Genomic DNA, 23,900 nt, shown 5'->3' on the forward strand with positions numbered 1-23,900 from the left:
TCAGTCGCGGGCGATCTGGAGGCGGGTGATCTGGAAGACCGTGGCCATGCAGAGGGCGGCGGCGAGCGCCTGGAACGCGGCGGCGGCGACGCCGACGTGGACGTCGAACCGGGCGTCGGCCAGCGTGTCGACGCTGCCGTGCGTGAACACCCGGCCGAGGACGAGGCCGAGGAGGGCGCAGACCCACCAGCCGGCGACGACGGCTCCGGCGGCCTGCCGCTCGGCCGTCCGGTACCGGCCACTGTTCACCCACACCTCGTAGACCAGCCGGGGCGGCAGCCACAGGTTGACGATCGGGAGGAACCAGCCGAGCAGCACCCAGGCGCGGTGGTGCCGGTGCGGGCCGGGCGACTGCCGGAACGCCCGCCACAGCCAGGTGAGGTACAGCAGGCCGGTGACCACGGCCATGATCGCGCCGATCGTGAACACGTCCGCGTAGGGCGCGATGGCCTTGCCGGTGGCGGCCGGGTCATACCCGGCGTGCGTCGCCTCGCGCAGCGGATGCGCGAGCCTGAGCAGGCTGATCCCCGAGCCGAGGGCGACGAACGCGTTGAAGCCGAGCAGCATGAACACGGCCACGCCGACCGCGCGGAAGTCCCTGCGCCGCGCCCACGCGCCGCAGGCCGGGCACCGGTCGACCTCGGTCGGGATGATGTCGCCGCACAGCGCGCACGGCATGACCCACCTCCCCCTGGCTTTGCGCCTTGCTGCTTCGGATACTACGTACGTTTGACTTGTGCGGCCCAACAAGGGTTCGGAGTCTTACCGGATCGTCACACGTGGAACACGAAGCGCGCCGCGGCGTAGGCGGTGGCCGCGGTGAGGGCCGCCCACGCGGCGAGCTGTCCGGGGCCACCTGTGGACAGCAGCCGCTCGGGCCGGAACCCCGTCACGGCCAGCAGGCTCCACCATTCCGCGGTCAGCGCGATCGTCGCGTACAGCGACCCGAAGCCGAGGAAGGCGAAGAGCAGGACGACGCCCGCCGGGGTCGCCGTGTGCGCGAAGAGGGCGGGCCCGCGGGACGCCCCGCGCAGGCCGTTGCGCAGGCCCGCGAGGACGACGCCCCAGCCTGCGGCGCACAGCACCCACACGACCAGGACGGTCACGGGCAGCCCGTTCATCGACTCCGGTGCCAGTGCCGCGTCCCTCCCCGCTGTTCCCTTTCGTCCCCTGTGCGCGCCCGGCGGTCAGGGGACGAGGCCCGACTCCCACGCCCACGCGGCCGTCGCGACGCGGTTCCGCGTGCCCAGCTTCCGGTTGACGCTCCCGAGATGCGTCTTGACCGTGGACAGCGACACGAACAGCTCCCCGGCGATCTCCTCGTTCGTCCGGCCGCGCGCGACGAGCTTGACCACGTCCAGCTCCCGGTCGGTCAGCGGCTCACGCGGCGCGGCGGGCCGCGCCACGGGCCGCGACAGGTGCTCCAGCAGCCGGACGGTGATGGACGGCGACACCAGCGACCCGCCGCTCGCCGCCGCCCGGACGGCCTCCACCAGCAGCGCGGGCCCGCTGTCCTTGAGCAGGAACCCGGCCGCGCCGCCGCGCAGCGCCCCGTAGACGTACTCGTCCATGTCGAACGTCGTGACGATCACGATGCGGGGCGGGTCCGGCGCGCCGGGGCCGGCCAGCTCCCGGGTCGCCTCCAGGCCGTCCATCCGCGGCATCCGGATGTCGAGCAGGCACACGTCGGGACGGAGGCGGCGGGCCAGCGCGACGGCCTCGGCGCCGTCGGCGGCCTCCCCGACCACCTCCATGTCGGGCTGCGAGTCGACGATCATCCGGAACCCGGTCCGGACCATCTCCTGGTCGTCGGCGATCAGTACGCGGATGGCCACGGGGCCGATTGTGTCAGGATTCCCGATCACCCGTCCCCGGCAGGACGGCGACGACCTCCCAGCCGCCCTCCGGGCGCGGCCCCGCGTACAGCCGCCCGCCGAGCGCGCCGACCCGCTCGGTCAGCCCGGTGAGGCCGAACCCGCCGGACGGCAGCCGCCGGCCGCGGCCCCGCCCGTCGTCGCGGACCGCGACCTCGACGTCGGGGCCGACGCGCGCCACCGTGACCCGCACGCTCGCGGCGTCGGCGGCGTGCTTGCGGATGTTGGTCAGCGCCTCCTGGACGACCCGGTGCGCCGACGCCGCCACCTCGGGCGGCAGCGTGCCCAGGTCGGGCGCGAGCGTCAGCGCGGCGGGCGGGTGGGTGAACCCTTCGACGAGGTCCTTCAGCTGCCCGAGGTCGCCGACGGGACGGGTGGTGGAGCCGCCGTCCGCGAGGGCCTCCCCGTCCGGCGCGTTCACGTTCTGCGCGTCCCGCAGCAGGCCGACCATGCGCCGCATCGAGGTGAGCGCCTCCGTGCCGGCCTTCTCGATCCCGCCGAACATCCGGTCGAGCTGCTCGGGCGTCTGCCCGGCCGCCCCCGACTGGGAGGTGAACCGCGCCGCCTGCGCCTGGACGACGATGCCCGTCACATGGTGGGCGACGAAGTCGTGCAGGTCGCGGGCCAGCTCCAGCCGCTCGTCCCGGCGCGCCGCCGCCAGCGACCGGGACCGCCGCGCGTCCAGCGCCCGCAGGTAGAGGCCGACGCCGAGCGCGATCGCCACCGCGATGCCGAGCGGCGCGCTGATCACCGCCGCAGCGATCACCGACCAGCGCAGCGGCAGCGCGAGGATCGCCGCACCGAGCAGGATCGAGACCGGGACGAGCTGCTGGCGGCGGGTCCGCCAGACGATCCGCGCGATGACGATCAGCAGGCCGCCGACCTCGGCGAACACGCTCGGCGCACCGGCCTCCGGGTAGATCGCCAGGCCGAGGAACAGGGTGCTGAACGCCGACAGCGCCCCGGCGCCGATCGCCCAGAACGGCAGCCGCCGCCCGGAGACCGCCGCCGCGTTGGCGACCGCGGCGATGACCACCATCCACATGGTGGCGGCGTCGTTGAGCGCGTCGACCGTGCAGGCCAGCAGGAACAGTCCCGCGAACGAGGCGTAGCCGATGCGCAGCAGGCACCCGCCCACCGAGTGGATGCGGTCCAGCCGTGCTCCTACGTCACTCACGCTCACGCAGCGTACGACCCATTGCGGACTGGCGTATCGACCGTTCGGCCGATCCGGCGCCTTGCGGACCGGACCTGTGTCCGATGCGGCGCACCGGGCACCGCGCGCACGCTGGGAGCATGTACCTGATCTACGTTCCCCTCATCGCCGTGTTCGCCGCTTTCGTGATCTACGCCGGCGTCGTGATGCCCGCCATGGAGATCGTCGAGTCGCTCAAGAACCGGCGCCGCTCCCGCGCCCCCGACAACGTGGTCGAGCTCCACCGCCCCGCGCAGCGCCGGGAGGCGGCGTGACCGAGCCGGTCCTGCTCGGCCGCGGGCTGGTGAAGCGGTTCGGGACGGCCGTCGCGCTGGACGGCGTCGACCTGGCCGCCGGCCGCGCCGAGGCCGTCGCGATCATGGGCCCGTCCGGGTCCGGGAAGTCGACGCTGCTGCACTGCCTCGCCGGGATCATGAAGCCGGACGCGGGCGAGGTGCACCTGCTCGGCCAGCGGATCGACACGCTCGGCGAGCGCCGCCGCAGCGCGCTGCGCCGGGGCCGGTTCGGCTTCGTGTTCCAGTTCGGGCAGCTGCTTCCCGAGCTGCCCGCCGTGGAGAACGTCGCGCTGCCGCTGATGCTGAGCGGCACGTCCCGGCGGGAGGCGGTGCAGGCGGCGGGCTCCTGGTTCGGGCCGCTGGGCCTGGACGGGCTGGAGCACCGGCGTCCGGGCGAGCTGTCCGGCGGCCAGGCGCAGCGGGTCGCGATCGCGCGGGCGCTCGTGCCGCGTCCGGCCGTCGTGTTCGCGGACGAGCCGACCGGCGCGCTCGACCAGAGCACCGGCCACGACACGATGCGCCTGCTCGTCGAGGCCACCAAGCACAACGGAGCGTCCCTGGTCGTCGTGACCCACGACCCTTCCGTGGCCGCATGGTGCGACCGGGTCACCGAGGTCCGGGACGGCCGCGTCCTGCAGAGGGCGGCCTGATGCGCACGGCGGTGGAACTCTCGTGGCGGCTGCTGCGCGGCGGCGGCCGGCGCTCCATGGTGGGCTCGCTTCTCACCCTCGCGGCCGTGGCCGTCTCGACCGGGCTGCTCCTGTTCGCGGTGGGCGCCAATCACGCGTTCCTGCAGCGTGCCCATGCCGACGCCTGGCGACATCCCGGGGACTCGGTCGCGAACCCGACCGCGATCGAGGCGCTGTCGACGGACTACGTCCAGGGCGAGCCGGTCACGATCATCGACCTGGCCGCGCTGAACGGCGACGCGCCCGTGCCTCCCGGCATGTCCCGTTTCCCGGAGCCCGGCGAGGTGTGGACGTCGCCCGCCCTGGCCCACCTGATGAAGGACCTGCCCGCCGACCAGCTCGCGAAGCGGTTCCCCTCCCCGTCGGGCACGCTCGGACGTGACGCGCTCGTCCATCCGGGCGAACTCGTCGCCGTGATCGGACGCACCGCCGGCGACCCCGCGACGACCGCCCGCCGCGACGTCGTCGAGCACCTGGGAGCGACCGGCGGCCCGTCCCGGATCGACCGCTTCGAAACGGACGCGTCCTGGTCGGCGGACGTCTACCTCCTGCTCGCCGGACTGGCGTCGGTGCTGATGGTCGTCCCGCTCCTGGTCTTCGGCGGCGCGGCGGCCCGCCTCACCGTGGCCCGCCGCGACAGCCGCCTCGCCGCGCTGCGGCTGGTCGGCGCGACCCCCGGGCAGGTCGTCGCGATCACCACGGCGGAGGCCGTGCTGACCGCCGCCGCGGGCGCCCTGGCCGGTCTCGTGCTCTACGCGGCGTCGGTTCCGCTGCTCACCCACATCACGATCGCGGGCGGCGGCTGGTTCGCCGGCGACCTGTGGCCGGGCCCGCCCCTCCTCGCCGGCGTCCTCGCGGCGGTGCCCCTGCTCGTCGGCGCCAGCGCCGTCATCGGCCTGCGCCGCGTCGTCGTCAGCCCCCTCGGCGTCGCCCGCCGCGAGACCCCGCCCGGCATGCGGGCCGTCCGGATCCTCGCCCTGGCCGCCGTCGTGATCGCGTTCGGGGTGGCCGGCGGCGGGCTGATCGACATGGGCCGGGCGGGGATGATCGTGCTGATGGTCTTCCTGGTGCTGGCCTTCCTCGCGATCAACTTCGCGGGCCCGTGGGTGGTGGCGCTGATCGGCCGCCTGACCGCCGCGACCGCGCGCCGCCCCGCCCGCCTGCTGGCCGGGCGCCGCCTCGTGGACGACCCGCGCTCGGCCTGGCGGACGGTCGCCGGCGTCGCGCTCACCGGCTTCGTCGCGGGCTTCCTCGCGCTGCTGAACGCCGGCCCGTCCTCGGGCGGACCGCCGGACGAGCTCCGGGTGGCCGTCCCGTACGAGCGGTCCGCCGCCGTCGCCGGCCAGGCGGAGAAGCGGCTCGCCGGCATCGACGCGAACGTCTCGGTGAAGAGGACCGAGACGAGGGACGACCCGTTGGACGCGGACGGCCCGGTCACCACCACGGGCGTCGTGACGGTCACGGCCCCGGGCGGAACCGCGGCCGTCGACCGGGCCCGCACGGCGCTCACCGGGCTCGTACCGGGCAAGGTCGTCACCACCGGGGCGGACGAAGACGTGACCGGCGACCGCCTCCTCGCCGACCTGCGGACCGGCGCCCTCACCGTCCTCGTCGTCTCGTTCCTGATCGCCATCACGAGCGCGGGCATCACGAGCGCGTCCGCCGTCCTGGACCGCCGCCAGGCCTACGCGATGCTGCGCCTCGCGGGCACGCCCCTCTCCGTCCTCGACAGGGCCCGCCGCCAGGAGACCCTCATCCCGCTCGTCGTCATGGGCGGCGGCTCACTCCTCACGGGCCTGTTCTTCGGTCTCCCGTTCGCCCAGGGCTTCGGCTTCTCCGGCCTCATCGGCCTCGCCGCCTTCGTCGTCCTCGGCTTCGGCGGCATCCTCGGCGCCGGTGCGCTGAGTCGCCCGCTGTTGCGCTCGGTGACGGCCGATCCGGCCCCGCGCCCCGACTAGCTCGAATGAGCATTCGAAAATGTCAGACCCGGCCCGTAGCGTTGACCTTGTGATTTAGGAGACAGCTGGGAACAGCCGTCGAACCAAGTGGCTTGTAGTGACGTACCTAGGGGTATGTGACAGACGGTGGCACCCGCATCGGGGCGGCCCACCGGGTCAAGGAAGGGGTGTCGGTAGTGAGTGCAGCGACAGGCACGTTCCATCTCTCCCACCCGCGGCTTGACGGGCCCGCCGAGCGGACCGTCGTGGAGCCGTGGCTCACCGGGCTCTCCCATGCGACGCTGAACGCCTACGCCGAGACCGCCGGCCCGCTGGCCGCGGTCGAGGCGCTCCCCGTGCGGCCGGCGCCGACCGTCCGGCTCACCCCCTCCCGCCGTATCGCCGCGGCGGCCTGACGACCAGCGGAAAAGGGGATCGAGGGCAGCCGCCCCGGTCCCCTTTCCGCTGTCCTGTCGTCTCATATATTGATACGCATTTCTCAAAACCTGAGAAAGTCTTCTACCGTGAGGGCACCGGACACAGAGAGGTGATCCCGATGCCCGCGGACGCGATCTACACCCACGGCCACCACGAGAGCGTGCTGAGCGCGCACCAGTGGCGGACGGTCGAGAACTCCGCCGCCCACCTGATCGAGCACCTGCGCCCGGGCCTGGCCGTGCTGGACGCCGGCTGCGGCCCCGGGACGATCACCGCCGGGCTGGCCGAGCGCGTGGCGCCCGGACGGGTCGTGGCGGCCGACTCCGCCGAGACCGTCCTCGGCGAAGCCCGCAAGAACGCCGCGGGCCTGGACAACGTCGAGTTCGCGGTCGCCGACGTCCACGCCCTGGACTACGCGGACGACACGTTCGACATCGTCCACTCGCACCAGGTCCTGCAGCACATCGCCGACCCCGTCCAGGCCCTGCGCGAGATGCGGCGCGTCACCAGGCCCGGCGGTGTCGTCGCCGCCCGCGAGGCCGACTTCGGCACCATGATCTGGTACCCGGACCCGCCCGGCATGGACTCCTGGCTGCCGATCTACTACAAGGTGGCCCGCGGTAACGGAGGCGAACCCGACGCCGGCCGCCGGCTGGTCTCCTGGGCCCGCGCCGCCGGGTTCACCGACGTCACCGCGTCCGCCTCGGCCTGGTGCTACGCCACCCCCGAGGAACGCGAATGGTGGAGCGAGTCGTGGGGCGGCCGCATGATCCGGTCGTCGGTCGCCGACCAGGCCGTCGCCGGCGGCCACGCCACCCGCGAGGAACTGCGGCGCGTCTACGCGGGCTGGAAGACCTGGGCCGCCGCCGAGGACGGCTGGTACTCGGTGACCCACGGCGAGATCATCTGCCGCCTCTGACCCGCGGTCCGGCACGGGTGCGGAACGCGGCGAGGCCCGACAGGGCCGCCACGACCGCGAAGGCCGCCGTCCAGGGCAGTGACGCCCCCACGTCCTGGAACGGTGCCACGTCGCCCGCCGGGTCGTCGGCCGAGTAGACGATCTCGACCGTGCCGCCCCGCCGCGCGTCGCGCGGCCAGCCGCTGCGTCTGTCCTCCGCACTCACCGTCCGGCCGTCGCGCGTGGTGAACTCCACCACGAGGTGTCCGGACGATCGATTGCCGTCCGTCGCCAGCACCCGGGCCGTCGCCCGGGGCTTGCCCGTCTGCCCCGCCCACGCGGCGACCGCTCCGCCGCCCCACGTGACGGCGAGCAGCGCCATGACGCAGGCGAAGGCGATGCACGTGATGTGGACGATGCGATGTCGTGAGGCGGCCGGCACGTTCCTATGATCACTTATCCGGTCAGAACGGGCCCGTCAGGTCGCCCAGCTGGTCGGTCAGCCGGAGGTTGTGGGAGTAGTCGACCGGGACGGTGATCACCGAGACCGCGTCGTCGGCCAGCGCCTTGCGGAGGGTGGGCAGGAGCTCGGCGGCCGCCTCGACGCGGTAGCCGCGGGCGCCGAAGCTCTCCGCGTACCGGACGAAGTCGGGGTTGCCGAACCTGATGTTGGAGCTGGCGCCGAGGTCGAGGTCCATCTTCCACTCGATCAGCCCGTAGGCGGAGTCGTCCCAGATCAGCACGGTGATCGGAATGTTCTCGCGGACGGCCGTCTCCAGTTCCTGCGAGTTCATCAGGAACGCGCCGTCGCCCGTCGCCGCCAGGACCTTGCGGTCGGGGTGGGCGAGCTTGGCGGCGATCGCGCCCGGGACGGAGAAGCCCATCGACGACAGGCCGTTGGAGACCAGCAGCGTGTTCGGCTCGTACGTCGGGTACATGCGGGCCATCCACATCTTCACCGCGCCGGTGTCGGCGAGGACGATGTCGCCGCGGCCCATGGCGGCGCGGACGTCGGCGACGATGCGGCGCGGGGAGAGCGGGTGCCCGTCCTCGGTGGCGCCCTCGGCGAGCTCCTCGCGCATCATCTCGCGGATCCGGTGGCTCGTCGAGCGGAGCTCGTCCGTTGAATGGCGGTGGGTGGGGGCTGGAGGACGGTCTGTGCCGTTGATGTCGAAGCGGCGGTGCACGGAGTCGGCGAGGGCGTGCAGGGTGCGGGGGATGTCGCCCTGGATGCCGACCTCGACCGGGTAGTGGTCGTCGACCTCGGCGGGCGACTGGTGGATGTGGATGATCTTCTTGTCGGCGGCCGGGTTGATCTTGACGGGGTCGAACTCCTGCAGCTCGTAGCCCACGGCGATGAGGACGTCCGCCTCGTCGAACCCGAAGTTCACGTAGTCGTGGCGCATGAAGCCGACCGCGCCGAGCGCGTTGCGGTGGTCGTCGGGGAAGACGCCCTTGCCGTTGAACGTGGTCGCGACCGGCAGGCCGAGATGCTCGGAGAAGTACACGAGCGCGTCGCTCGCGCCGGCGCGGGTGGCGCCGTGGCCGGCCAGCACGATCGGCTGCCGCGCGAGCGCGATCACGTCGGCGGCGCGGGCGATCTGGGACGGCGACGGCTCCTGCGTGCGGACGACGTTCACCGGGAGGGGCCCCAGGCCGGCGGGCACCTTCGCCCGCTCGACGTCCTCCGGAATGGCCAGGTAGACCGCGCCGGGGCGTTCGGTCTGCGCGGTCTTGAACGCCTTGCGGACCATCTCGGGCAGCGCTTCCGCGGTAGGGGCCAGCTCCGCCCACTTGGTGATCGGGCGGAACAGCGAGACCAGGTCGATGACCTGGTGCGACTCCTTGTAGATGCGGTCGAGGCCGACCTGGGCGGAGATCGCGACGACGGGCGTGCTGTTGGTGGTGGCGTCGGCGACGCCGAGCTGCATGTTGATCGCGCCGGGGCCGAGCGTCGCGGACGCCACGCCCGCCTTGCCGGTGAGGCGCCCGTAGATCTCCGCCATGAACGCCGCGCCCTGCTCGTGCCGGACGAGGATGTAGCGGATCGACGAGTCGTTCAGCGCGTGGACGAAGTGGATGTTCTCCTCGCCCGGTATGCCGAAGACGTATTCGACGCCCTCCGCCTCAAGGGTCCTGACGAGCAGCCGGGCGGCGTCTTCCTGCGTGGACATCGTGTGTCCCATCTCCAGTCTTTTCATCCCCTGGGTGCATCCGGTGCAGCACCCGGGCCCCTGCCTCCATTCCGCGCCGTGATGTGTGCTTGATCTCTCAGGAGTCGGCCATCTCCTTGATCGCGCGCAGCGTCGGCTCGTCCTTCACGCCGGCGATCAGCAGGGTGGTGACCGGGCTGTCGCGCCAGAGCCGCAGCCGCTCCTTGATCCGTCCGAGCGGGCCGAGGAGGGAGATCGAGTCGGCCAGCGCGTCCGGGACGGCCTTGATCGCCTCGTCGCGGCGGCCGTCCAGGAACAGCTCCTGGACGCGCTGCGCCTGCTCGGCGTAGCCGAGCCGGCCGATCAGGTCGAGATGGAAGTTGCGGTCCTTGGCGCCCATCCCGCCGATGTAGAAGGCGAGCGGGATCTTGGCGAACTCCAGCGCGGACGCGAGGTCGTCGGTGACGATCGTGGTCACGGTCGCGGCGATCTCGAAGCCGTCCGGGCGGCCCGCGAGCGACCCGCCGAAGACGGGCCCGATCTGCTCGGGGTCGACGAACAGCGGCAGCCAGCCCTGTGCGACCTCGGTGGACAGCGCGACGTTCTTCGGACCCTCCGCGCCGAGGTAGACGGGGATGTCCGGGCGGACGGGGTGGGTGATCGACTTGAGCGGCTTGCCGAGGCCCGCCCCGCCGGGCAGCGGCAGCGGGTAGTGCGGACCGGGGCTGGTCACCGGGGCCTCGCGGCGCCACACCTGCCGGACGATGTCGAGGTACTCGCGGGTGCGGGCGAGCGGCTTCGGGAACGGCTGCCCGTACCAGCCCTCGACGACCTGCGGGCCGGACGCGCCGAGCCCGAGGATGACGCGCCCGCCGGACAGGGCGTCCAGCGTGAGGGCGTGCATCGCGGTGGCGACCGGGGTGCGCGCCGACAGCTGGACGACGGCGGTGCCGAGCTTGATCCGGGACGTGCGGGCGCCGTACCAGGCCAGCGTGGTGAACGCGTCCGAGCCGTAGGCCTCGGCGGTGAACACCGAGTCGTAGCCGCAGCGCTCGGCGGCCAGCACCGTGTCGGTCTGGTCCTCCGGGGCCTGCTGCCAGTAGCCGACGTTGATGCCGAGCTTGAGTTCCGCGGTCACGTTGCACCCTCCGGTTGTCGACGCACCGCGATAGTAGAACACGTTCTAGTTTTCCGGAAGTGGACGTGCCCGGAAGCGGACGCGCCGAGGGGCCGCGGCGTCCGTGCCAGTGGGTCGCCGCGGCCCCTCGCCGTCCGTCGCTAGCTCTCCTTGATGGCGTCCAGCAGACCCCGCCAGGCGGACGGCGTCAGCACCAGGGCCGGGCCGCCGGGGTCCTTGGAGTCGCGCACCGCGCGGAGGGCGGCGGGCAGTGGCGCCACCTCGACGCACTGGTCGCCGCTTCCGCTGCGGGACGACTTGCGCCAGACGGCACCGGTGAGTTCGCGCTGCAGGTTGGTCACGGGCTGCTCCTAGCTGCCTCGGCGATGAGGTGCGCGGAATCCTCGGGGGACAGGGCCGCCTCCTTGATCCGATCGAAGCGGTCCCTATGTTTTGCTATTGCCTCTGCACTCTCAAGGTAAACGTCACCCATGGTCCCCTCGACGTAGGCGATATCGGGGTCTGCGGGGTCTGGATACGACAATATGGTGAATCGTCCGTCTAGACCCGCATGCTCCTGCGCTGTGTATGGAAGTACCTGAATCCGCACGGATGGGCGGCTCACCGTGACGGTGGCGAGGGCCTCCAGCTGGGCGCGCATCACCTTCTCGCCGCCGATCCGGCGGTACAGCACCGCCTCGTCGAAGATGACGTGCAGGTGCGGCGCGTCGGTGCGGTCCAGCAGCGCCTGGCGGATCTTGCGGGCGGCGATGCGGCGCTCGATGTCCTCCGGGCCGGGCAGCAGCCGGCCCGCCGTGATCACGGCGCGGGAGTAGTGCTCGGTCTGCAGCAGCCCGTGCACGAGCTGCGGGTCCCAGGTGCGGATGTGGGACGCCTCGTCCTCCAGCGCGACGTAGCTGCCGGCGAACACGTCCTGGTACGCCGTCCACCAGCCGCGCTGGCCGGCCTGCCGGGCCAGGGTGATGAGCGCGTCGCGGTCCGGGCTCGGGACGCCGTACAGGTCGAGGATGCCGGAGATGTCGCCGGGTTTCGGGCGAGTCTGGCTGGTTTCGAGGCGGGAGACGGTGGCTCGCGACCAGTCGAGCCGGTCCGCCACCTCCTGCAGGGTCAGGCCCTGCTCCTCGCGCAGCTTGCGGAGCTCCCGGGCGAGCCGGCGGCCACGGACGGTGGGGCGGTAGGTCATGGAAGTGGAGTCTTACCACTCCGCGGGCTCGTCACAACGCGATTGACGAACCCGGCAGGAACGACAGAGCAATTTCATGAAGGGTGTTGCGATCGTGAGAATCTCACGACACGCTTGAATCCGTGACCGTCCGGGGACCCAACGTGACCGGCCGGCCGGCCTTTCACCCGGGCACGAACCACGCGGACCGCGGGAGGAACCCGTGAAGAGCACGCCCGCCGACCTGACGGCGCAGACCATGGCCGACGCGATGGCCGGTGGCGACCACGCCCCCGGCGACGGCACACCCGGATGGGTGTGGGCCCTGCCGGGCGGAGCGGGCTGCGCGGGCCACGCCCGCCGCGTCCTGCGCGACGCGCTCGGCTCCCTCGGCGTTCCACGGGACGCGATCGCCGACGCGCAGCTCATGGTGAGCGAACTCGCGACGAACGCGCACCAGCACGCCGGCGACCACGGCCCGCACGAGCTGTGGCTCTACCGCGGGGACGGGACGGCGGGCGAGGTGCGGTGCGCCGTCTTCGACGCGTTCGCCGACGCCGGCCTGCCCGGCTACTCGTGGACGTCCGGCGACTGCGGGCGCGGGCTCAGCATCGTCAAGGAGCTGTCGGGCGGGCGCTGGGGCCTGCGGCGAACCCTCTCCCGGCTCGGGCCGCCCGTCCGGGGCAAGGCCGTCTGGTTCGCCGTCCCCTGCCCCGCCGAACGGGCCGCGAGCTAGCCCGCGGCCCGTTTCTCCAGGGCGGGGCCGATGTCGCTGACCAGCGCGAGCAGCGACCGGGCGAGCAGCGTGTGCACCTGGCCGCGGTCGAGCGTCTTCTCCTGGAGCCACTGCCGCGTCGCCGCGTCCGCTAGACCCGAGTAGACGCGCAGGACGGCCCGCAGCGTCTCGGTCGGCTCCGGCACCCGCAGGACGGCCAGCAGCTGCTCGACCGTCTCGTCCCGGAACCGGTTCACGATCCGCAGGAGCTCCGGGTCCTGCCCGAACCCCTCGGCGTCCAGCGCCGCGAACCAGGTGGTCGCGTTCCGCTCGGCCGTGTCGAGGAACAGGTTCACGCACAGCTCGACGGCCTCGGGCAGCGTCATCCGCTCGTCCGGTGGCGGGGCCTGCACGGCGGCCGACGCCGTCAGGCCTTGGACGACCTTGAGGAACAGCTCGCGCTTCGTCCCGAAGTAGTAGTGGATCAGGCCGCGCTGCACGCCGGTCTCCCGCGCGATCGCGGCCGTGGACACTTCGGCGTACGGCAGCTCGGTGAACATCCGCCGTGCGATGTCCAGGATCTGGGCGCGCCGTCGGTCCGGGGACAGGCGCTGGTAGCTCACCGCGACAGCCTATTCTGTGCGGGCCGGTGGTGCCCTGAGGCGAGGGGAGCGCGAGTGAACGCCTTCGAGGGAGACGTGCGCCTGGAAGGCGAGCGGCTCGTCCTGCGTCCGTTCGGCCTCGACGACGCGGCGGCGCTGATCGAGGTGATCCGCGCCAAGGAGGACTTCCTGCCGCCGACCTTCCCCAGCGCCCTGAAGGCCGAGCCCATCGCGTGGTTCTTGGGGGAGGGCGTCCACAAGCTTCAGAAGTTCGGCCTGGGTATTCATCTGGCCGTGACAGAGCGCGAAACGGGCGAATTCGTCGGCACCATCGGGCTGTTCAAGGTGAACTGGCCTCATCTGACGTCCGAGGTCGGATACGGCATGCGGCCAAGCGCGCGCGGGCGCGGCTACGCCACCGAGGCACTCTCACTGGTCTCGGACTGGGCGCTGCGCGACTGCGGGCTGTTCCGCGTCGAGCTCCGCGCCATGGTGACCAACCATGCCTCCATCCGTGTCGCCCACAAGGCCGGCTACCTGCGTGAAGGCGTCGCGCGCGGTGCGGAGGTCGACGACGACGGCGTCAGCCAGGACATGATCGTCTTCAGCCGCATCGGGACCGATCCGCCTTCTCCCGGCGTGCCACGGGGGCGTCCGGAGGACGCCTCCGGGAAGCTCGTCGCCGACGCTGAGGAGGGAGTCCACCGGTGACCACCGAGGACAGGACGCTCGTGATGTACGGCGGCGGCGCGCGCGAGGCCGCCCGCCGGATGCTGCCGAAACTGCCGGAGGAGTGCTTCATCCCGATCGCGCCGGAACGGCTGCCGGACGCCGCCGGGGACGGGATCGCCCAGGTGGTCATGGTCTCCGGCATGGACGAGCAGGCCGCCTTCCTGGGCGGGGCCACCGGCCTGCTGGAGTCGGTCACGCTGGACATGGACTGCGGCCCGGCGCTGGCGGGGCGGGTGGCGCGGGCCGCGGCGGTCCGCGACGTCTACGACCTGTGGGACGCCGCCGGCAAGCTCGGCCCGTGCGGGCGTGAGCTGTGCCGCCGGACGGCCGGCGAACTGGAGCGCCGCACCGCCGGGAAGGCCGGCCCGGTCGCCGCCCAGGTGGTGCTGCTGGACGCCACGGGAGAGCGCATGGTCGGCATGTACGGGCGAATGGCCCGGTAGCGATGCTGACGGTCGTCGGCCGCGACGGGTCGCCGCTCTGCGAAGCGGCCATGGCGGCTGTGGAGAGCGCTGCGCTGGTACTGGGTGAGCCCAGGCTGTTGAAGGATCTGCCGTTGGCGCCGGACGCCCGCAAGGTCGTTACAGGCGACCTCGTGGAGGCTCTGCAAGGCGTCGACGTCAGCGAACAGGACGTCGTGCTGGTCGTGGACGGCGATCCCGGCTACTTCGGCGTCGTCAGGGAGTTGCTCGAAAAGGGGCACGCGCCAGAGACCTTTCCTGCAACGCCCCTGGTCGCGCGGGCTTTCGCCCAGGCGGGGCTGCCCTGGGAGGACGCTCTCGTCGTTTCCGCCAGGGACGGGCACCTGAAGCAGGCCGTCAACGCGTGCCGCGCCCACCCGAAGGTGGCGGTGCTGACGGGGCCTGGGGCAGGGCCTAGCGAACTGGCGCGCGCGCTGTTCCCCGTCACGCCGCGCTCCTTCGTGGTCTGCGAGGACCTGGGCGGGCCTGGGGAGCGGGTCGTCTACGTCCGTCCGGCCGAGGCGACCACTCGTCCGTGGCACGACCCCGATGTCGTGCTCGTCCTCGACAACCGCCACGCGCTGGGCGAAGCGGGCTGGATCTCGGGGGCGGCGCCCGGGCCCGCCGGGTGGGCGCTGCCCTCGGAAGCCTTCGGTGACGGGCCCGGCCTGCGACCCGACGTCCGTGCCTTCGTCCTGGCCAAGCTCGGCCCCAGGGTCGGCGACATGGTGTGGGACGTCGAGTCCGGCGACGGCTCCGTGGCCGTCGAGTGTGCCCGCTTCGGCGCCGCCGTCGTCGCCGTCGACCGCGACTACGCCGCGTCCGAGCGGGTGCGGGAGAACGTGCGGCTGCACGGGGTCAAGGCCGCGATGGCGTCCGGCGACGTCCGGTCCACCGCCGAGCACCTCCCCGCCCCCGACGCCGTGTTCCTCGGCCCCGGGTTCCTGGGGCGCGGCGGGCTGGAGACCGTCCGGGTCTGCGCGGCGCTCGGCCCGGCCCGGATCGTCGCCCTGGCCACCGCCGGCGAGGCTCAGTCCATACTGGACATGCTGGACGAGCAAGGCTTCACCGGCGACGCCGTCCGGCTCCAGGCCGCCCCGCTGACCCCGCGGGGGGAGCCTGCCGAACCCGTGATCGTCGTATGGGGCGAACGAGGCGCCCAGACCCCCGCGTGGCGGCCGTCCCGCAAGAACCGCCCCATCGAGACCATCCCCGCCCCGCCGGGAGCAGTGGAGGAGCGCAGTTGACCGTCCGTCAGCCCCACCCGATCGAGGTGCGGTCGTATGAGATCCTCCGGTCCCGCGTCGACCTGTCCCCGATGCCGCCGCTGTGGCGGGCCGTGGCCGAGCGGGTGATCCACGCCACCGCCGATCTGGAGTACGCGGTGGACCTCGTGACCGCGGAGGAGCACCTCACCGGGGGCTGGGCGGCGCTGCGCGCGGGAGCGCCGGTCGTCACCGACGAGGGGATGGTCGCCGCCGGCATCAGCGCCCGCGAGACGATCTGCCACGCCGCCGACCCGGCCGCCGCCCGGATGGCGCGCGCCGCCGGCATCACCCGGTCGGCCGCCGCCGTCCGGCTGTCGTACTCCGAGGTGGGGCCCGGCGCGGTCTGGGTCGTCGGGTCCGCGCCCGAGGCGCTCACCGAGATCATCGCCCGCCGGGTCGGCCCTGCCCTCGTCATCGGCATGCCGGTCGGCTTCGTCGGCGCCTGCGAAGCGAAGGAGGCGCTGCGCGCGAGCGGGCTGCCGCAGCTCAGCAACGTCTCGGAGAAGGGCGGTTCCGCGGTCGCGGCGGCGGCCCTGAACGCGCTGCTCTACCACGAGGCGGGGCGGCCGTGACCGAGACCGGAGAGGTGGACCTGCGCCATCACGGGGACGCGGAGGTCGGCGACGGGCTCGCCGACTTCGCCGTCAACGTCCGGGCGGGCATGCCCCCCGAATGGCTCGCCGAGCGGATCCGCGCGGCCGTCGGCGACCTCGCCGCCTACCCGGACCCGCGCCCGGCCCGCAAGGCGGTCGCCAGGCGGCACGGCCGGTCGGTCGGGGAGGTGCTGCTGACCGCCGGGGCCGCGGAGGCGTTCGTCCTGCTCGCGCGGGTGCTGGCGCCGCGCCGGGCCGCGGTGGTCCACCCGCAGTTCACCGAGCCCGAGGCCGCGCTGCGGGCCGCCGGGCACGAGGTGGAGCGGGTGATCCTCGGCAAGGACTTCACGCTGGACCCCGCCGCCGTCCCGGACGACGCCGACCTGGTCGTGGTCGGCAACCCCACCAACCCGACCTCGGTGCTGCACCCCGCCGGCGCCGTCGCCGCGCTCGCCAGGCCCGGCCGGACGGTCGTGGTCGACGAGGCGTTCATGGACTGCGTCCCGGGCGAGCCGGAGACCCTCGCCACGCGGCTGCCCACCGGGATCGCCGTCATCCGCTCGCTGACCAAGACATGGGGGCTCGCCGGGCTGCGCGCAGGATACGTCTTGGCCGACTCCCACCTGGTCGAGCGGCTCGCAGAGGCGCAGCCGCTCTGGGCTGTTTCGACCCCGGCGCTTGTGGCCGTCGAGGCGTGTTCCGCACCGGAGGCCGTCGCGGAGGCTGAGGCGTGGGCCGTCCAACTCGCCGCCGAGCGTGACCGGCTGGCAGCGGAACTGTCCGCGCGGGGCCTTTACGTCGTGCCGGAGGCGCGAGCGTCGTTCCTATGCCTGTGCGTGCCGGACGGCCTGGGAATCAGGGCCCTGCTAAGGCAGCGTGGGTACGCGGTCAGGCGCGGTGACACCTTCCCAGGGCTCGGTTCGGACTGGCTGCGGATCGCCGTGCGCGACCGTCCGTCCAACGACCGGCTGCTGGAGGTACTCGGTGAGCTGGGCATCTGACGCCAGGAAGGACAGCATGGACCTGATCGAGGAGACCCTCGCCTCCATCGCGCCGCTGGACGAGGCGGCCATGCGGGACGCCCGCGACCACCAGGCGCGGCTCACCAAGCCGCCCGGGGCCCTCGGCGTCCTGGAGGATCTGTCGGTCCGGCTCGCCGGGCTGGCGGGGCAGTGCCCGCCGCCGCGGCCGGAGCCCGCCGCCGTCGCCGTGTTCGCCGCCGACCACGGCGTCCACGCCCAGGGCGTCACCCCGTGGCCGCAGGAGGTCACGGCGCAGATGGTGGCCAACTTCCTGGCCGGGGGCGCGGTCGTCAACGCGTTCGCCGCCCAGGTCGGCGCCGGCGTCGCGGTGATCGACATCGGGGTCGCGGGCGAGCTGGACGCGGCCCCCGGGCTGCTCCGCCGCAAGATCGCGCCCGGCACCGCCGACATGACGGCCGGGCCCGCGATGACCATGGACAAGGCCCGGAGCGCCGTCGAGGCGGGCATCGAGGTGGCCCGCGAGCTGGTGGCCTCCGGCGCCCGCTGCCTGCTCACCGGGGACATGGGGATCGCCAACACCACCGCGTCCGCCGCGCTGATCGCCGCGTTCACCGGGCTGCCGCCGGAGCTGGTCACCGGCCGGGGGACCGGCATCGACGACGCCACCCACGAGCACAAGGTCGAGGTCGTCCGGACGGCCCTGGCCCGGCACGGGTTCCTGGACGGGCTGGACCAGGAGCCGATGGAGGTGCTCGCGGCGGTCGGCGGGCTGGAGCATGCCGCGATCGCCGGGTTCGTCCTCGGTGCGGCGGCCCTGCGGGTCCCCGTCGTCCTGGACGGTGTGATCGCCGGCGCCGCCGTCCTGGTGGCCGCCGCGCTGTCCCCGGACGTCCTCGGCGCGTGCGTCGCCGGGCACCGCTCGGCGGAGCCCGGCCACACCGCCGCGATCGAGGCGCTCGGCCTGCGGCCGCTCGTCGACCTGGAGCTCCGGCTGGGCGAGGGAACGGGCGCTCTGCTGGCATTGCCGCTGGTCCAGGGCGCGGTGCGGGTCCTGCACGAGGTCGCCACCTTCGACTCCGCGGGAGTCAGCGAGAAATCGGCCGGGGCGGGCGGGCAGAGCGCCGGACGGCCGTAACAGCGCGGTCACGGAATGGATCACGCTCGGCTATCGAACGGGCGGAGCCACTCTCCATGGACTCCTCAATCCGAGTACCTTTGTTCCACAAAGACACTGTCAGCCACCCGCGTCCGAGAGAACCACCACGTGCCCCCGTACCTGCTAGGCCTGCGACTCGGCGGGCGACGCGTCCTCGTCGTCGGCGGGGGGCGGGTCGCCCAGCGCCGCGTGCCCGCCCTGCTGGACGCGGGCGCCGAGGTCGTCCTCGTCTCGCCGTCGGTCACGGCGACGCTGGAGGGCCTGGCGGAACGCGGCCGGATCGCCTGGCACCGGCGGCCCTACAAGCGCGGCGACTGCGCGGGCGCCTGGCTGGTGCAGGCCGTCACCGACGACGCCGAGACCAACGGCGCCGTGGTCGCGGAGGCCGACGCCGCGCGGATCTGGGCCGTCCGCGCCGACGACGCCGAGTCGTCGCCCGCCTGGACGCCCGCCAGCGGGCACAGCGGCGACGCGACCGTCGGCGTCCTGCTCGGCGGCGACCCCCGCCGCGCCGCGGGCATCCGCGACGCCGTGGTGGAGGGGCTGCGCGACGGCGCCCTGGAATCCCGGCACTCCCGGCGCAAGCCCGCCGGCGTCGCGCTCGTCGGCGGCGGCCCCGGCGACCCCGGCCTGATCACCGTGCGCGGGCGGCAGCTGCTCGCCATGGCCGACGTCGTCGTCGCCGACCGCCTCGCCCCCGGCGGGCTGCTGGACGAGCTGGCCGCCGACGTCGAGGTGATCGACGCCGCCAAGATCCCCTACGGCCGGACGGTCGCCCAGGACAAGATCAACGAGCACCTGGTCGAGCACGCGCGGCAGGGCCGCTTCGTCGTCCGGCTCAAGGGCGGCGACCCGTTCGTCTTCGGACGCGGCGGCGAGGAGGCGCTGTACTGCGCCCGCCACGGCGTCCCGGTGACGGTCGTCCCGGGCATCACCAGCGCGGTCGCCGTGCCGTCCGCCGCGGGCATCCCGGTCACCCACCGGGGCGTCGCGCAGGAGTTCCACGTCGTCTCCGCGCACGTCCCGCCCGGGCACCCCGACTCGACCGTCGACTGGGAGTCGCTGGGCCGCGCGAACGGCACGATCGTGCTGCTCATGGCGGTGGAGCGGATGGAGCCCATCGCAGCCGCCCTCATGCGCTATGGTCGGTCGTCCGGCACGCCGGTGGCCGTGGTACAGGACGGCACCCTTCCCGGCCAGCGGGCGCTGACCGCGACGCTGGGCACGGTGGCCGGCGAGATGGCCGCCGGCGAGGTCGCGCCTCCGGCGATCGTGGTCGTGGGCGACGTGGTCAACGTGGCACGAGAGATCGACATGATTCGAGCCGACTTGGGACGGGATCCGTGACACCCCCCGCAGAGCAGAGCACGGTCCACGACGAGGAGGCCGGCGCCGGCCCGGGAGGCGGGGGCGAGAACCCCGCCACGGGCGAGGACGCGGCCGCCACCGAAGCGTCCGCCGCGGGCGCGCCCGGCGAAGAGGCCCACGACAAGGACACCGGAGACAAGGACACGGCGAGGAAGAAGCAGACCACGAGGAAGGGCACGGCCAAGAAGGACGCCGTGCCCGCGGACGACGCCGCTCCCGACGAGGAGGCCCCCGAGGAGGGCGCCGGCAAGGAGGAGGCGGCCAAGGCCAAGCGCGGCCGGCGGCGCGCCCCGAGGCCCGGTGCGACGGTACGGCAGGGCGAGGTGGTCCGGGCCTTGACCGTCCTGCGCGACCAGCTCGGCGCCTTCGACCTGCTGCTCGACGTCCCCGGCGTCCAGCAGGCGCGGGAGGCCCGCGACGAACTGCGCGGCCAGCTCGACGACTACGTCCTGCCGCGCATCCAGGCCGCCGGCGCCCCGATGCTCGTGGTGCTCGGCGGATCCACCGGCGCGGGCAAGTCCACGCTGGTCAACACGCTCGTCGGCGCCCGCGTGAGCGCGACCGGCGTGCTGCGCCCCACCACCAGCAGCCCGATCCTCGTCTGCCACCCCGACCACGTGCGGTGGTTCATGGAGGGGCCGATGCTCCCCGGCATGGGACGCGTCCGCGGCCCCGCGCCCGACGCCATCGCCGGTGACCAGTTGGTCATCATCGCCAGCGACGTCCTGCCGCCCGGCCTCGCCCTCCTCGACAGCCCCGACTTCGACTCCGTCTTCGAAGACCACTACGAGTTCGCGACCAAGCTGATGGCCGCCGCCGACCTGTGGCTGTGCGTCACCACCGCCGCCCGGTACGCCGACGCCCAGGTCTGGCAGATGCTCCAGCGCGCCAGGGAGAACGGCGCGACCATCGGCGTCGTCCTGTCCCGGGTTCCGGGCGGCGCCGGCGAGGAGGTCGTCGAGCACTTCGGCGAGATGCTGGACGAGCACGAGGTCGGCGACGCGCACCGCTTCACCATCCCCGAGACCCGGATCGAGGACAGCCGCCTCCCCGAGGAGGTCGTCGAGGACATCCGCGACTGGCTGACCGGCGTCGCCGAGGACGCCGAGGACCGCGAGATCGTCGTCAGCGACACCCTCGCCGCCGTCCTGGACAGCTACCGCACCCGCGTCCCCGAGCTGGCCCGGCAGGTCGAGGCGCAGGTCGAGCAGCGCACCGAGCTGGCCGGCCAGGTCGAGTCCGGGTACGGCACCGCCCTCGCCGAACTGGACGAGGCCACCCGCAACGGCTCGCTGCTGCGCGGCGAGGTGCTCGCCCGCTGGCAGGACTTCGCCGGCACCGGCGACCTGCTGCGCTCCCTGCACGTGCAGCGGTCCCGGCGGGGCCGCGCCGCGAACCGGCGGCACCGCAGCCCGGCCCGGGTCCGCGCCCTCAAGGCGGCGCTGCGCAGCGGCCTCGAGTCACTGATCATGGCGTCCGCCGAGCACGGCGCCGAGCAGGTCATGGCCCGCTGGCGGGAGCATCCGGCCGGCGCCCAGGTCATCGCCGGGATGGACGGCGACCTCGGGCACGTCTCACCGGAGCTGTCCCGGCGCGTCACCCGCGCCGTCAGCTCGTGGCAGGACCACGTCCAGGAGCTGATCCGCACCGAGGGCGTCACCAAGCGCTCGGTCGCCAAGCTGGTCTCCTTCGACCACGAGGCGGTCTCGCTCGTCCTGATGATCGGCCTGCTCGGGTACGGCACGTCGGACGTGGCCGTGGAGGGCGGCAACAGCGCCGTCCCGCAGCGGCTGCTGAAGGCCCTGTTCGGCGCCGAGTCGCTGCGCGGCATGGGCGCCAAGGCCCGCGCCGACCTGCGCAGCCGCATCGGGATGCTGTTCGACGAGGAGGCGATCCGGTTCGGGCAGGTGCTCGACGCCGCCGGCATCCCCGACGAGACCGTCCCCGTCCAGCTGTACCAGGCCACCTACAACCTCGAGGTCGCCCGATGACCACCTCGGCCATTCCCGCGAACTCGCCGGCGGGAACCGGCGGGATCCCGATCCTCGGCGCGTCCGGACCGGGCGCCGCCGCCGCGCCCGCCGGCCCGCCCGGCCTGGTCGACCGGCTCAACGGGCTCGACGGGCTCGTCCGCGCGGGCCTCGGCCGGCTCGACCAGCCCGTCCTGGACGACGCCGACGCGCTGCTGGAGCGCGCCGGGCAGCGGCTGCGGCTGTCCGGCGAGCACACCGTCATCACCCTCGCGGGCGGCACCGGAAGCGGCAAGTCGTCGCTGTTCAACGCCATCTGCGGGCTCGAACTCTCGCCGACGGGGATGCGCCGCCCGATGACGTCCCAGGCCCACGCCTGCGTCTGGGGGCTGGACGGCGCCGGCCCGCTGCTCGACTGGCTCGACGTCGACAAGCGGCACCGCTACGCCCGCGCCAGCGCCCTGGACCTGCAGCGCGCCGACGCGTCCCTGCAGGGCCTCGTGCTGATCGACCTGCCCGACCACGACTCCATCCAGGCGATGCACCGCGCCGAGGTCGACCGGTTCGTCACCATCGCCGACCTGCTCGTCTGGGTCGTCGACCCGCAGAAGTACGCGGACGCGGCCCTGCACCGCAACTACATCGTCCCGTTCGCCCGGCACACCGGCGTCACCCTGATCGTCCTCAACCAGGTCGACCGGCTCGCCCCGCACGAGATCGACGACTGCGTCGCCGACCTGCGCCGCCTCCTGGAGGCCGAGGGCCTCGCCGAGCCGCGGATCGTGACCACCTCCGCGGTCGCCGACGACGGCGTGACCGGCTTCCGCGACGTCCTCGTCGACACCGTCGCCGCCCGCCACGCCCGCACCGAGCGGCTGTCCGCCGACGTCGACCGGGTCTCCGAGCGGTTCACCGGCTACCGGTTCGACGCCGAGCCGCCCGGCACCGTCGACGACGGCCGCCGCGCCGACCTGATCCAGGCCCTCACCGACGCCGCCGGGGCGCCCGCCGTCGCCGAGGCCATGGAGAGCGCCTACGAGCTGCGCGCCGCCGACTTCATCGGCTGGCCGGTCAGCGCCATGATCACCCGGCTGCGCTCCGACCCGCTGCGCCGGATGCGCCTCACCGAGCTGCGCGAGGAGCTCCGCAACGCCTTCACCGGCCCGATCGGCGCCCAGCAGGGCGACGTCGACAACGCGCTCCACAACGTCACCGAGAGCGTGGCCGCCGAGCTCCCGCCGCACTGGGGGCGTTCGGTCCGCACGGCGGCCCGCTCCCAGGCCACCGAGATCCCGGAGGCGCTCGGCGAGTCCCTCAAGGAGGCCCTGCCCACGTTCAACGTGGTGCCGCGCTGGTGGTGGCTGGTCAAGACCTGGCAGTACTTCCTGATCCTGGTCGCCGTCCTCAGCGTCGTGTGGATCGGCTTCCTCGTCGCCTACGGCGTCCTGGACGTCGGCGGTGAGGACCCGGGCGGCCTCATCGGGCAGGCGGGCCTGATCCCGTACGTCGCCATCCTGGTGGTATGCACGCTCGGGATGGGGTGGCTCACGGCGTCCGCGTGCCGCAACATGGTGGCGCTGTCGTCCGCCAAACACGGCGAGAAGATGGAACACCACATGCGGCAGGGCATCGAGCGCGTGGCGCGCGAGAAGGTGATCCAGCCGATCGAGCAGGACCTGGACGTCTACGCCCGCTTCCGCAAGGACGTCGATCTGGCCCTGGGCCGCTGAGTTATCCACAGTTCCGGGACGCCCTTCGCGGCCCCGCGCGGCTGCGCCACCGTTGACTCGTACGCGAGACAACGGAGGACACAGATGAACGAGGCGCACATCACCGTCACGGGCTGGGTCGCGGCCGAGCCCCGCTATACCGTCACGACCAGCGGGCACCCTTTCCTGTCCCTGCGGGTCGGCTGCACGCCGCGCCGCTTCGACCGGCAGACCAGCCAGTGGCAGGACGACGAGCCCCTGTACCTGACGGTCAACTGCTGGCGGAACCTCGCCGACAACGTCAACGCGTCCGACCTCCAGCGAGGGACGCCCGTGGTGCTCACCGGCCGCCTGCGAATCCGCCAGTACGAACGCGACGACCAGTGGCGCTTCTCCGCCGAGGTGGAGGCCATCACCCTCGGCCCCGACCTGAACCGCGGCACCGTCGACTTCCGCCCCGCCCAGCGCAGCGGCCCCCTGACCGAAGAAGACCGCCAACTGGCCCGCGAAACCGCCGACCAATGGGCCCTGGGCGCCCCCACCGAAGAACCCGAATCCAAAGC

26 protein-coding genes are annotated in these 23,900 nt (G+C 73.3%); 16 read left to right on the forward strand and 10 right to left on the reverse strand.

Going from position 1 to position 23,900, the window contains the following annotated elements:
* The 4 genes from E1293_RS13800 to E1293_RS13815 all read right to left on the reverse strand — a co-directional run bounded on the left by E1293_RS13800 (position 1) and on the right by E1293_RS13815 (position 3,051).
* A complete protein-coding gene (locus E1293_RS13800; protein ID WP_132197675.1) occupies positions 1-678 on the reverse strand; it encodes a DUF4328 domain-containing protein in 678 nt (225 codons plus the stop codon).
* A gap of 95 nt (positions 679-773) precedes the next feature.
* Entirely contained in the window at positions 774-1,121 is a 348-nt protein-coding gene (locus tag E1293_RS13805) for a hypothetical protein (protein WP_243716207.1), read from the reverse strand.
* Positions 1,122-1,187: 66 nt separating this feature from the next.
* On the reverse strand, positions 1,188-1,835 hold the full coding sequence (locus tag E1293_RS13810) for a response regulator (RefSeq protein ID WP_132197679.1): 648 nt from the start codon (positions 1,833-1,835) through the stop codon (positions 1,188-1,190).
* Between the two features lie 13 nt (positions 1,836-1,848).
* Positions 1,849-3,051 (reverse strand): histidine kinase, encoded by a 1,203-nt coding sequence (locus E1293_RS13815; RefSeq protein ID WP_243716208.1) that lies wholly within the window; start codon positions 3,049-3,051, stop codon positions 1,849-1,851.
* 119 nt (positions 3,052-3,170) lie between these two features.
* Here E1293_RS13815 and E1293_RS47405 point away from each other — a divergent pair, with 119 nt between their 5' ends.
* The 5 genes from E1293_RS47405 (at position 3,171) to E1293_RS13835 (ending at position 7,348) form a co-directional block, all read left to right on the forward strand.
* The gene (locus tag E1293_RS47405; protein ID WP_165978205.1) at positions 3,171-3,344 is read left to right on the forward strand and encodes a hypothetical protein; all 174 of its coding nucleotides are present in this window, start codon (positions 3,171-3,173) and stop codon (positions 3,342-3,344) included.
* Positions 3,341-4,015: an ABC transporter ATP-binding protein gene (locus E1293_RS13820; RefSeq protein ID WP_132197681.1), complete on the forward strand. Its 675-nt coding sequence runs from the start codon at positions 3,341-3,343 to the stop codon at positions 4,013-4,015. The genes E1293_RS47405 and E1293_RS13820 overlap by 4 nt, the downstream gene beginning before the upstream one ends.
* Positions 4,015-6,012 carry an ABC transporter permease family protein gene (locus E1293_RS13825; protein WP_132197683.1) on the forward strand — a complete coding sequence of 666 codons (1,998 nt, stop codon included), beginning with the start codon at positions 4,015-4,017 and terminating at the stop codon, positions 6,010-6,012. The genes E1293_RS13820 and E1293_RS13825 overlap by 1 nt, the downstream gene beginning before the upstream one ends.
* A 176-nt stretch (positions 6,013-6,188) precedes the next feature.
* On the forward strand, positions 6,189-6,407 hold the full coding sequence (locus E1293_RS13830; protein ID WP_132197685.1) for a hypothetical protein: 219 nt from the start codon (positions 6,189-6,191) through the stop codon (positions 6,405-6,407).
* 140 nt (positions 6,408-6,547) lie between these two features.
* Positions 6,548-7,348, forward strand: a complete 801-nt coding sequence (locus tag E1293_RS13835; protein ID WP_132197687.1) for a methyltransferase domain-containing protein — start codon at positions 6,548-6,550, stop codon at positions 7,346-7,348.
* Here E1293_RS13835 and E1293_RS13840 read toward each other — a convergent pair.
* The 5 genes from E1293_RS13840 to E1293_RS13860 all read right to left on the reverse strand — a co-directional run bounded on the left by E1293_RS13840 (position 7,332) and on the right by E1293_RS13860 (position 11,801).
* Complete coding sequence (locus E1293_RS13840) at positions 7,332-7,769, reverse strand: DUF3592 domain-containing protein (protein WP_132197689.1); 438 nt, start codon at positions 7,767-7,769, stop codon at positions 7,332-7,334. The genes E1293_RS13835 and E1293_RS13840 overlap by 17 nt on opposite strands.
* Before the next feature lie 22 nt (positions 7,770-7,791).
* Positions 7,792-9,501, reverse strand: a complete 1,710-nt coding sequence (locus tag E1293_RS13845; RefSeq protein ID WP_132197691.1) for an acetolactate synthase large subunit — start codon at positions 9,499-9,501, stop codon at positions 7,792-7,794.
* 97 nt (positions 9,502-9,598) lie between these two features.
* Positions 9,599-10,618 (reverse strand): LLM class F420-dependent oxidoreductase, encoded by a 1,020-nt coding sequence (locus E1293_RS13850; protein ID WP_132197693.1) that lies wholly within the window; start codon positions 10,616-10,618, stop codon positions 9,599-9,601.
* A 140-nt stretch (positions 10,619-10,758) separates the two neighbouring features.
* Positions 10,759-10,959, reverse strand: a complete 201-nt coding sequence (locus E1293_RS13855) for a DUF397 domain-containing protein (RefSeq protein ID WP_132197695.1) — start codon at positions 10,957-10,959, stop codon at positions 10,759-10,761.
* On the reverse strand, positions 10,956-11,801 hold the full coding sequence (locus E1293_RS13860; protein WP_132197697.1) for a helix-turn-helix domain-containing protein: 846 nt from the start codon (positions 11,799-11,801) through the stop codon (positions 10,956-10,958). The genes E1293_RS13855 and E1293_RS13860 overlap by 4 nt, the downstream gene beginning before the upstream one ends.
* A 202-nt stretch (positions 11,802-12,003) precedes the next feature.
* Between E1293_RS13860 and E1293_RS13865 the strand changes: the two genes are divergently transcribed.
* Entirely contained in the window at positions 12,004-12,516 is a 513-nt protein-coding gene (locus E1293_RS13865; protein WP_243716209.1) for an ATP-binding protein, read from the forward strand.
* Here the strand turns inward: E1293_RS13865 and E1293_RS13870 are convergent.
* Complete coding sequence (locus E1293_RS13870) at positions 12,513-13,118, reverse strand: TetR/AcrR family transcriptional regulator (protein WP_132197699.1); 606 nt, start codon at positions 13,116-13,118, stop codon at positions 12,513-12,515. The genes E1293_RS13865 and E1293_RS13870 overlap by 4 nt on opposite strands.
* Before the next feature lie 54 nt (positions 13,119-13,172).
* On the opposite strand from E1293_RS13870, the gene E1293_RS13875 reads away from it, so the two are divergent.
* The 10 genes from E1293_RS13875 to E1293_RS13920 form a co-directional block, all read left to right on the forward strand.
* The gene (locus E1293_RS13875; protein WP_132197701.1) at positions 13,173-13,808 is read left to right on the forward strand and encodes a GNAT family N-acetyltransferase; all 636 of its coding nucleotides are present in this window, start codon (positions 13,173-13,175) and stop codon (positions 13,806-13,808) included.
* Positions 13,805-14,272, forward strand: a complete 468-nt coding sequence (locus tag E1293_RS13880; RefSeq protein ID WP_132197703.1) for a hypothetical protein — start codon at positions 13,805-13,807, stop codon at positions 14,270-14,272. Before E1293_RS13875 ends, E1293_RS13880 begins: the two co-directional genes overlap by 4 nt.
* A 50-nt stretch (positions 14,273-14,322) precedes the next feature.
* The gene (locus E1293_RS13885) at positions 14,323-15,537 is read left to right on the forward strand and encodes a bifunctional cobalt-precorrin-7 (C(5))-methyltransferase/cobalt-precorrin-6B (C(15))-methyltransferase (RefSeq protein ID WP_132197723.1); all 1,215 of its coding nucleotides are present in this window, start codon (positions 14,323-14,325) and stop codon (positions 15,535-15,537) included.
* Positions 15,534-16,130, forward strand: a complete 597-nt coding sequence (locus E1293_RS13890) for a precorrin-8X methylmutase (RefSeq protein ID WP_243716210.1) — start codon at positions 15,534-15,536, stop codon at positions 16,128-16,130. Before E1293_RS13885 ends, E1293_RS13890 begins: the two co-directional genes overlap by 4 nt.
* Positions 16,127-17,152: an Rv2231c family histidinol phosphate aminotransferase CobC gene (gene cobC, locus E1293_RS13895; protein ID WP_132197707.1), complete on the forward strand. Its 1,026-nt coding sequence runs from the start codon at positions 16,127-16,129 to the stop codon at positions 17,150-17,152. Before E1293_RS13890 ends, cobC begins: the two co-directional genes overlap by 4 nt.
* Complete coding sequence (gene cobT / locus E1293_RS13900; RefSeq protein ID WP_243716211.1) at positions 17,136-18,269, forward strand: nicotinate-nucleotide--dimethylbenzimidazole phosphoribosyltransferase; 1,134 nt, start codon at positions 17,136-17,138, stop codon at positions 18,267-18,269. The genes cobC and cobT overlap by 17 nt, the downstream gene beginning before the upstream one ends.
* A gap of 129 nt (positions 18,270-18,398) precedes the next feature.
* Positions 18,399-19,637 carry a uroporphyrinogen-III C-methyltransferase gene (gene cobA, locus E1293_RS13905; protein ID WP_243716212.1) on the forward strand — a complete coding sequence of 413 codons (1,239 nt, stop codon included), beginning with the start codon at positions 18,399-18,401 and terminating at the stop codon, positions 19,635-19,637.
* Positions 19,634-21,649, forward strand: coding sequence for a dynamin family protein (locus E1293_RS13910; protein WP_243716213.1), 2,016 nt, complete (start codon positions 19,634-19,636; stop codon positions 21,647-21,649). The genes cobA and E1293_RS13910 overlap by 4 nt, the downstream gene beginning before the upstream one ends.
* The gene (locus E1293_RS13915; protein WP_132197711.1) at positions 21,646-23,358 is read left to right on the forward strand and encodes a GTPase family protein; all 1,713 of its coding nucleotides are present in this window, start codon (positions 21,646-21,648) and stop codon (positions 23,356-23,358) included. Before E1293_RS13910 ends, E1293_RS13915 begins: the two co-directional genes overlap by 4 nt.
* A gap of 84 nt (positions 23,359-23,442) precedes the next feature.
* Positions 23,443-23,900 (forward strand): single-stranded DNA-binding protein (locus tag E1293_RS13920; protein ID WP_132197713.1); only part of this gene is annotated, 458 nt, incomplete at its 3' end.

The organism is Actinomadura darangshiensis (assembly GCF_004349235.1).
GTDB classification, from domain to species: Bacteria; Actinomycetota; Actinomycetes; order Streptosporangiales; family Streptosporangiaceae; genus Spirillospora; species Spirillospora darangshiensis.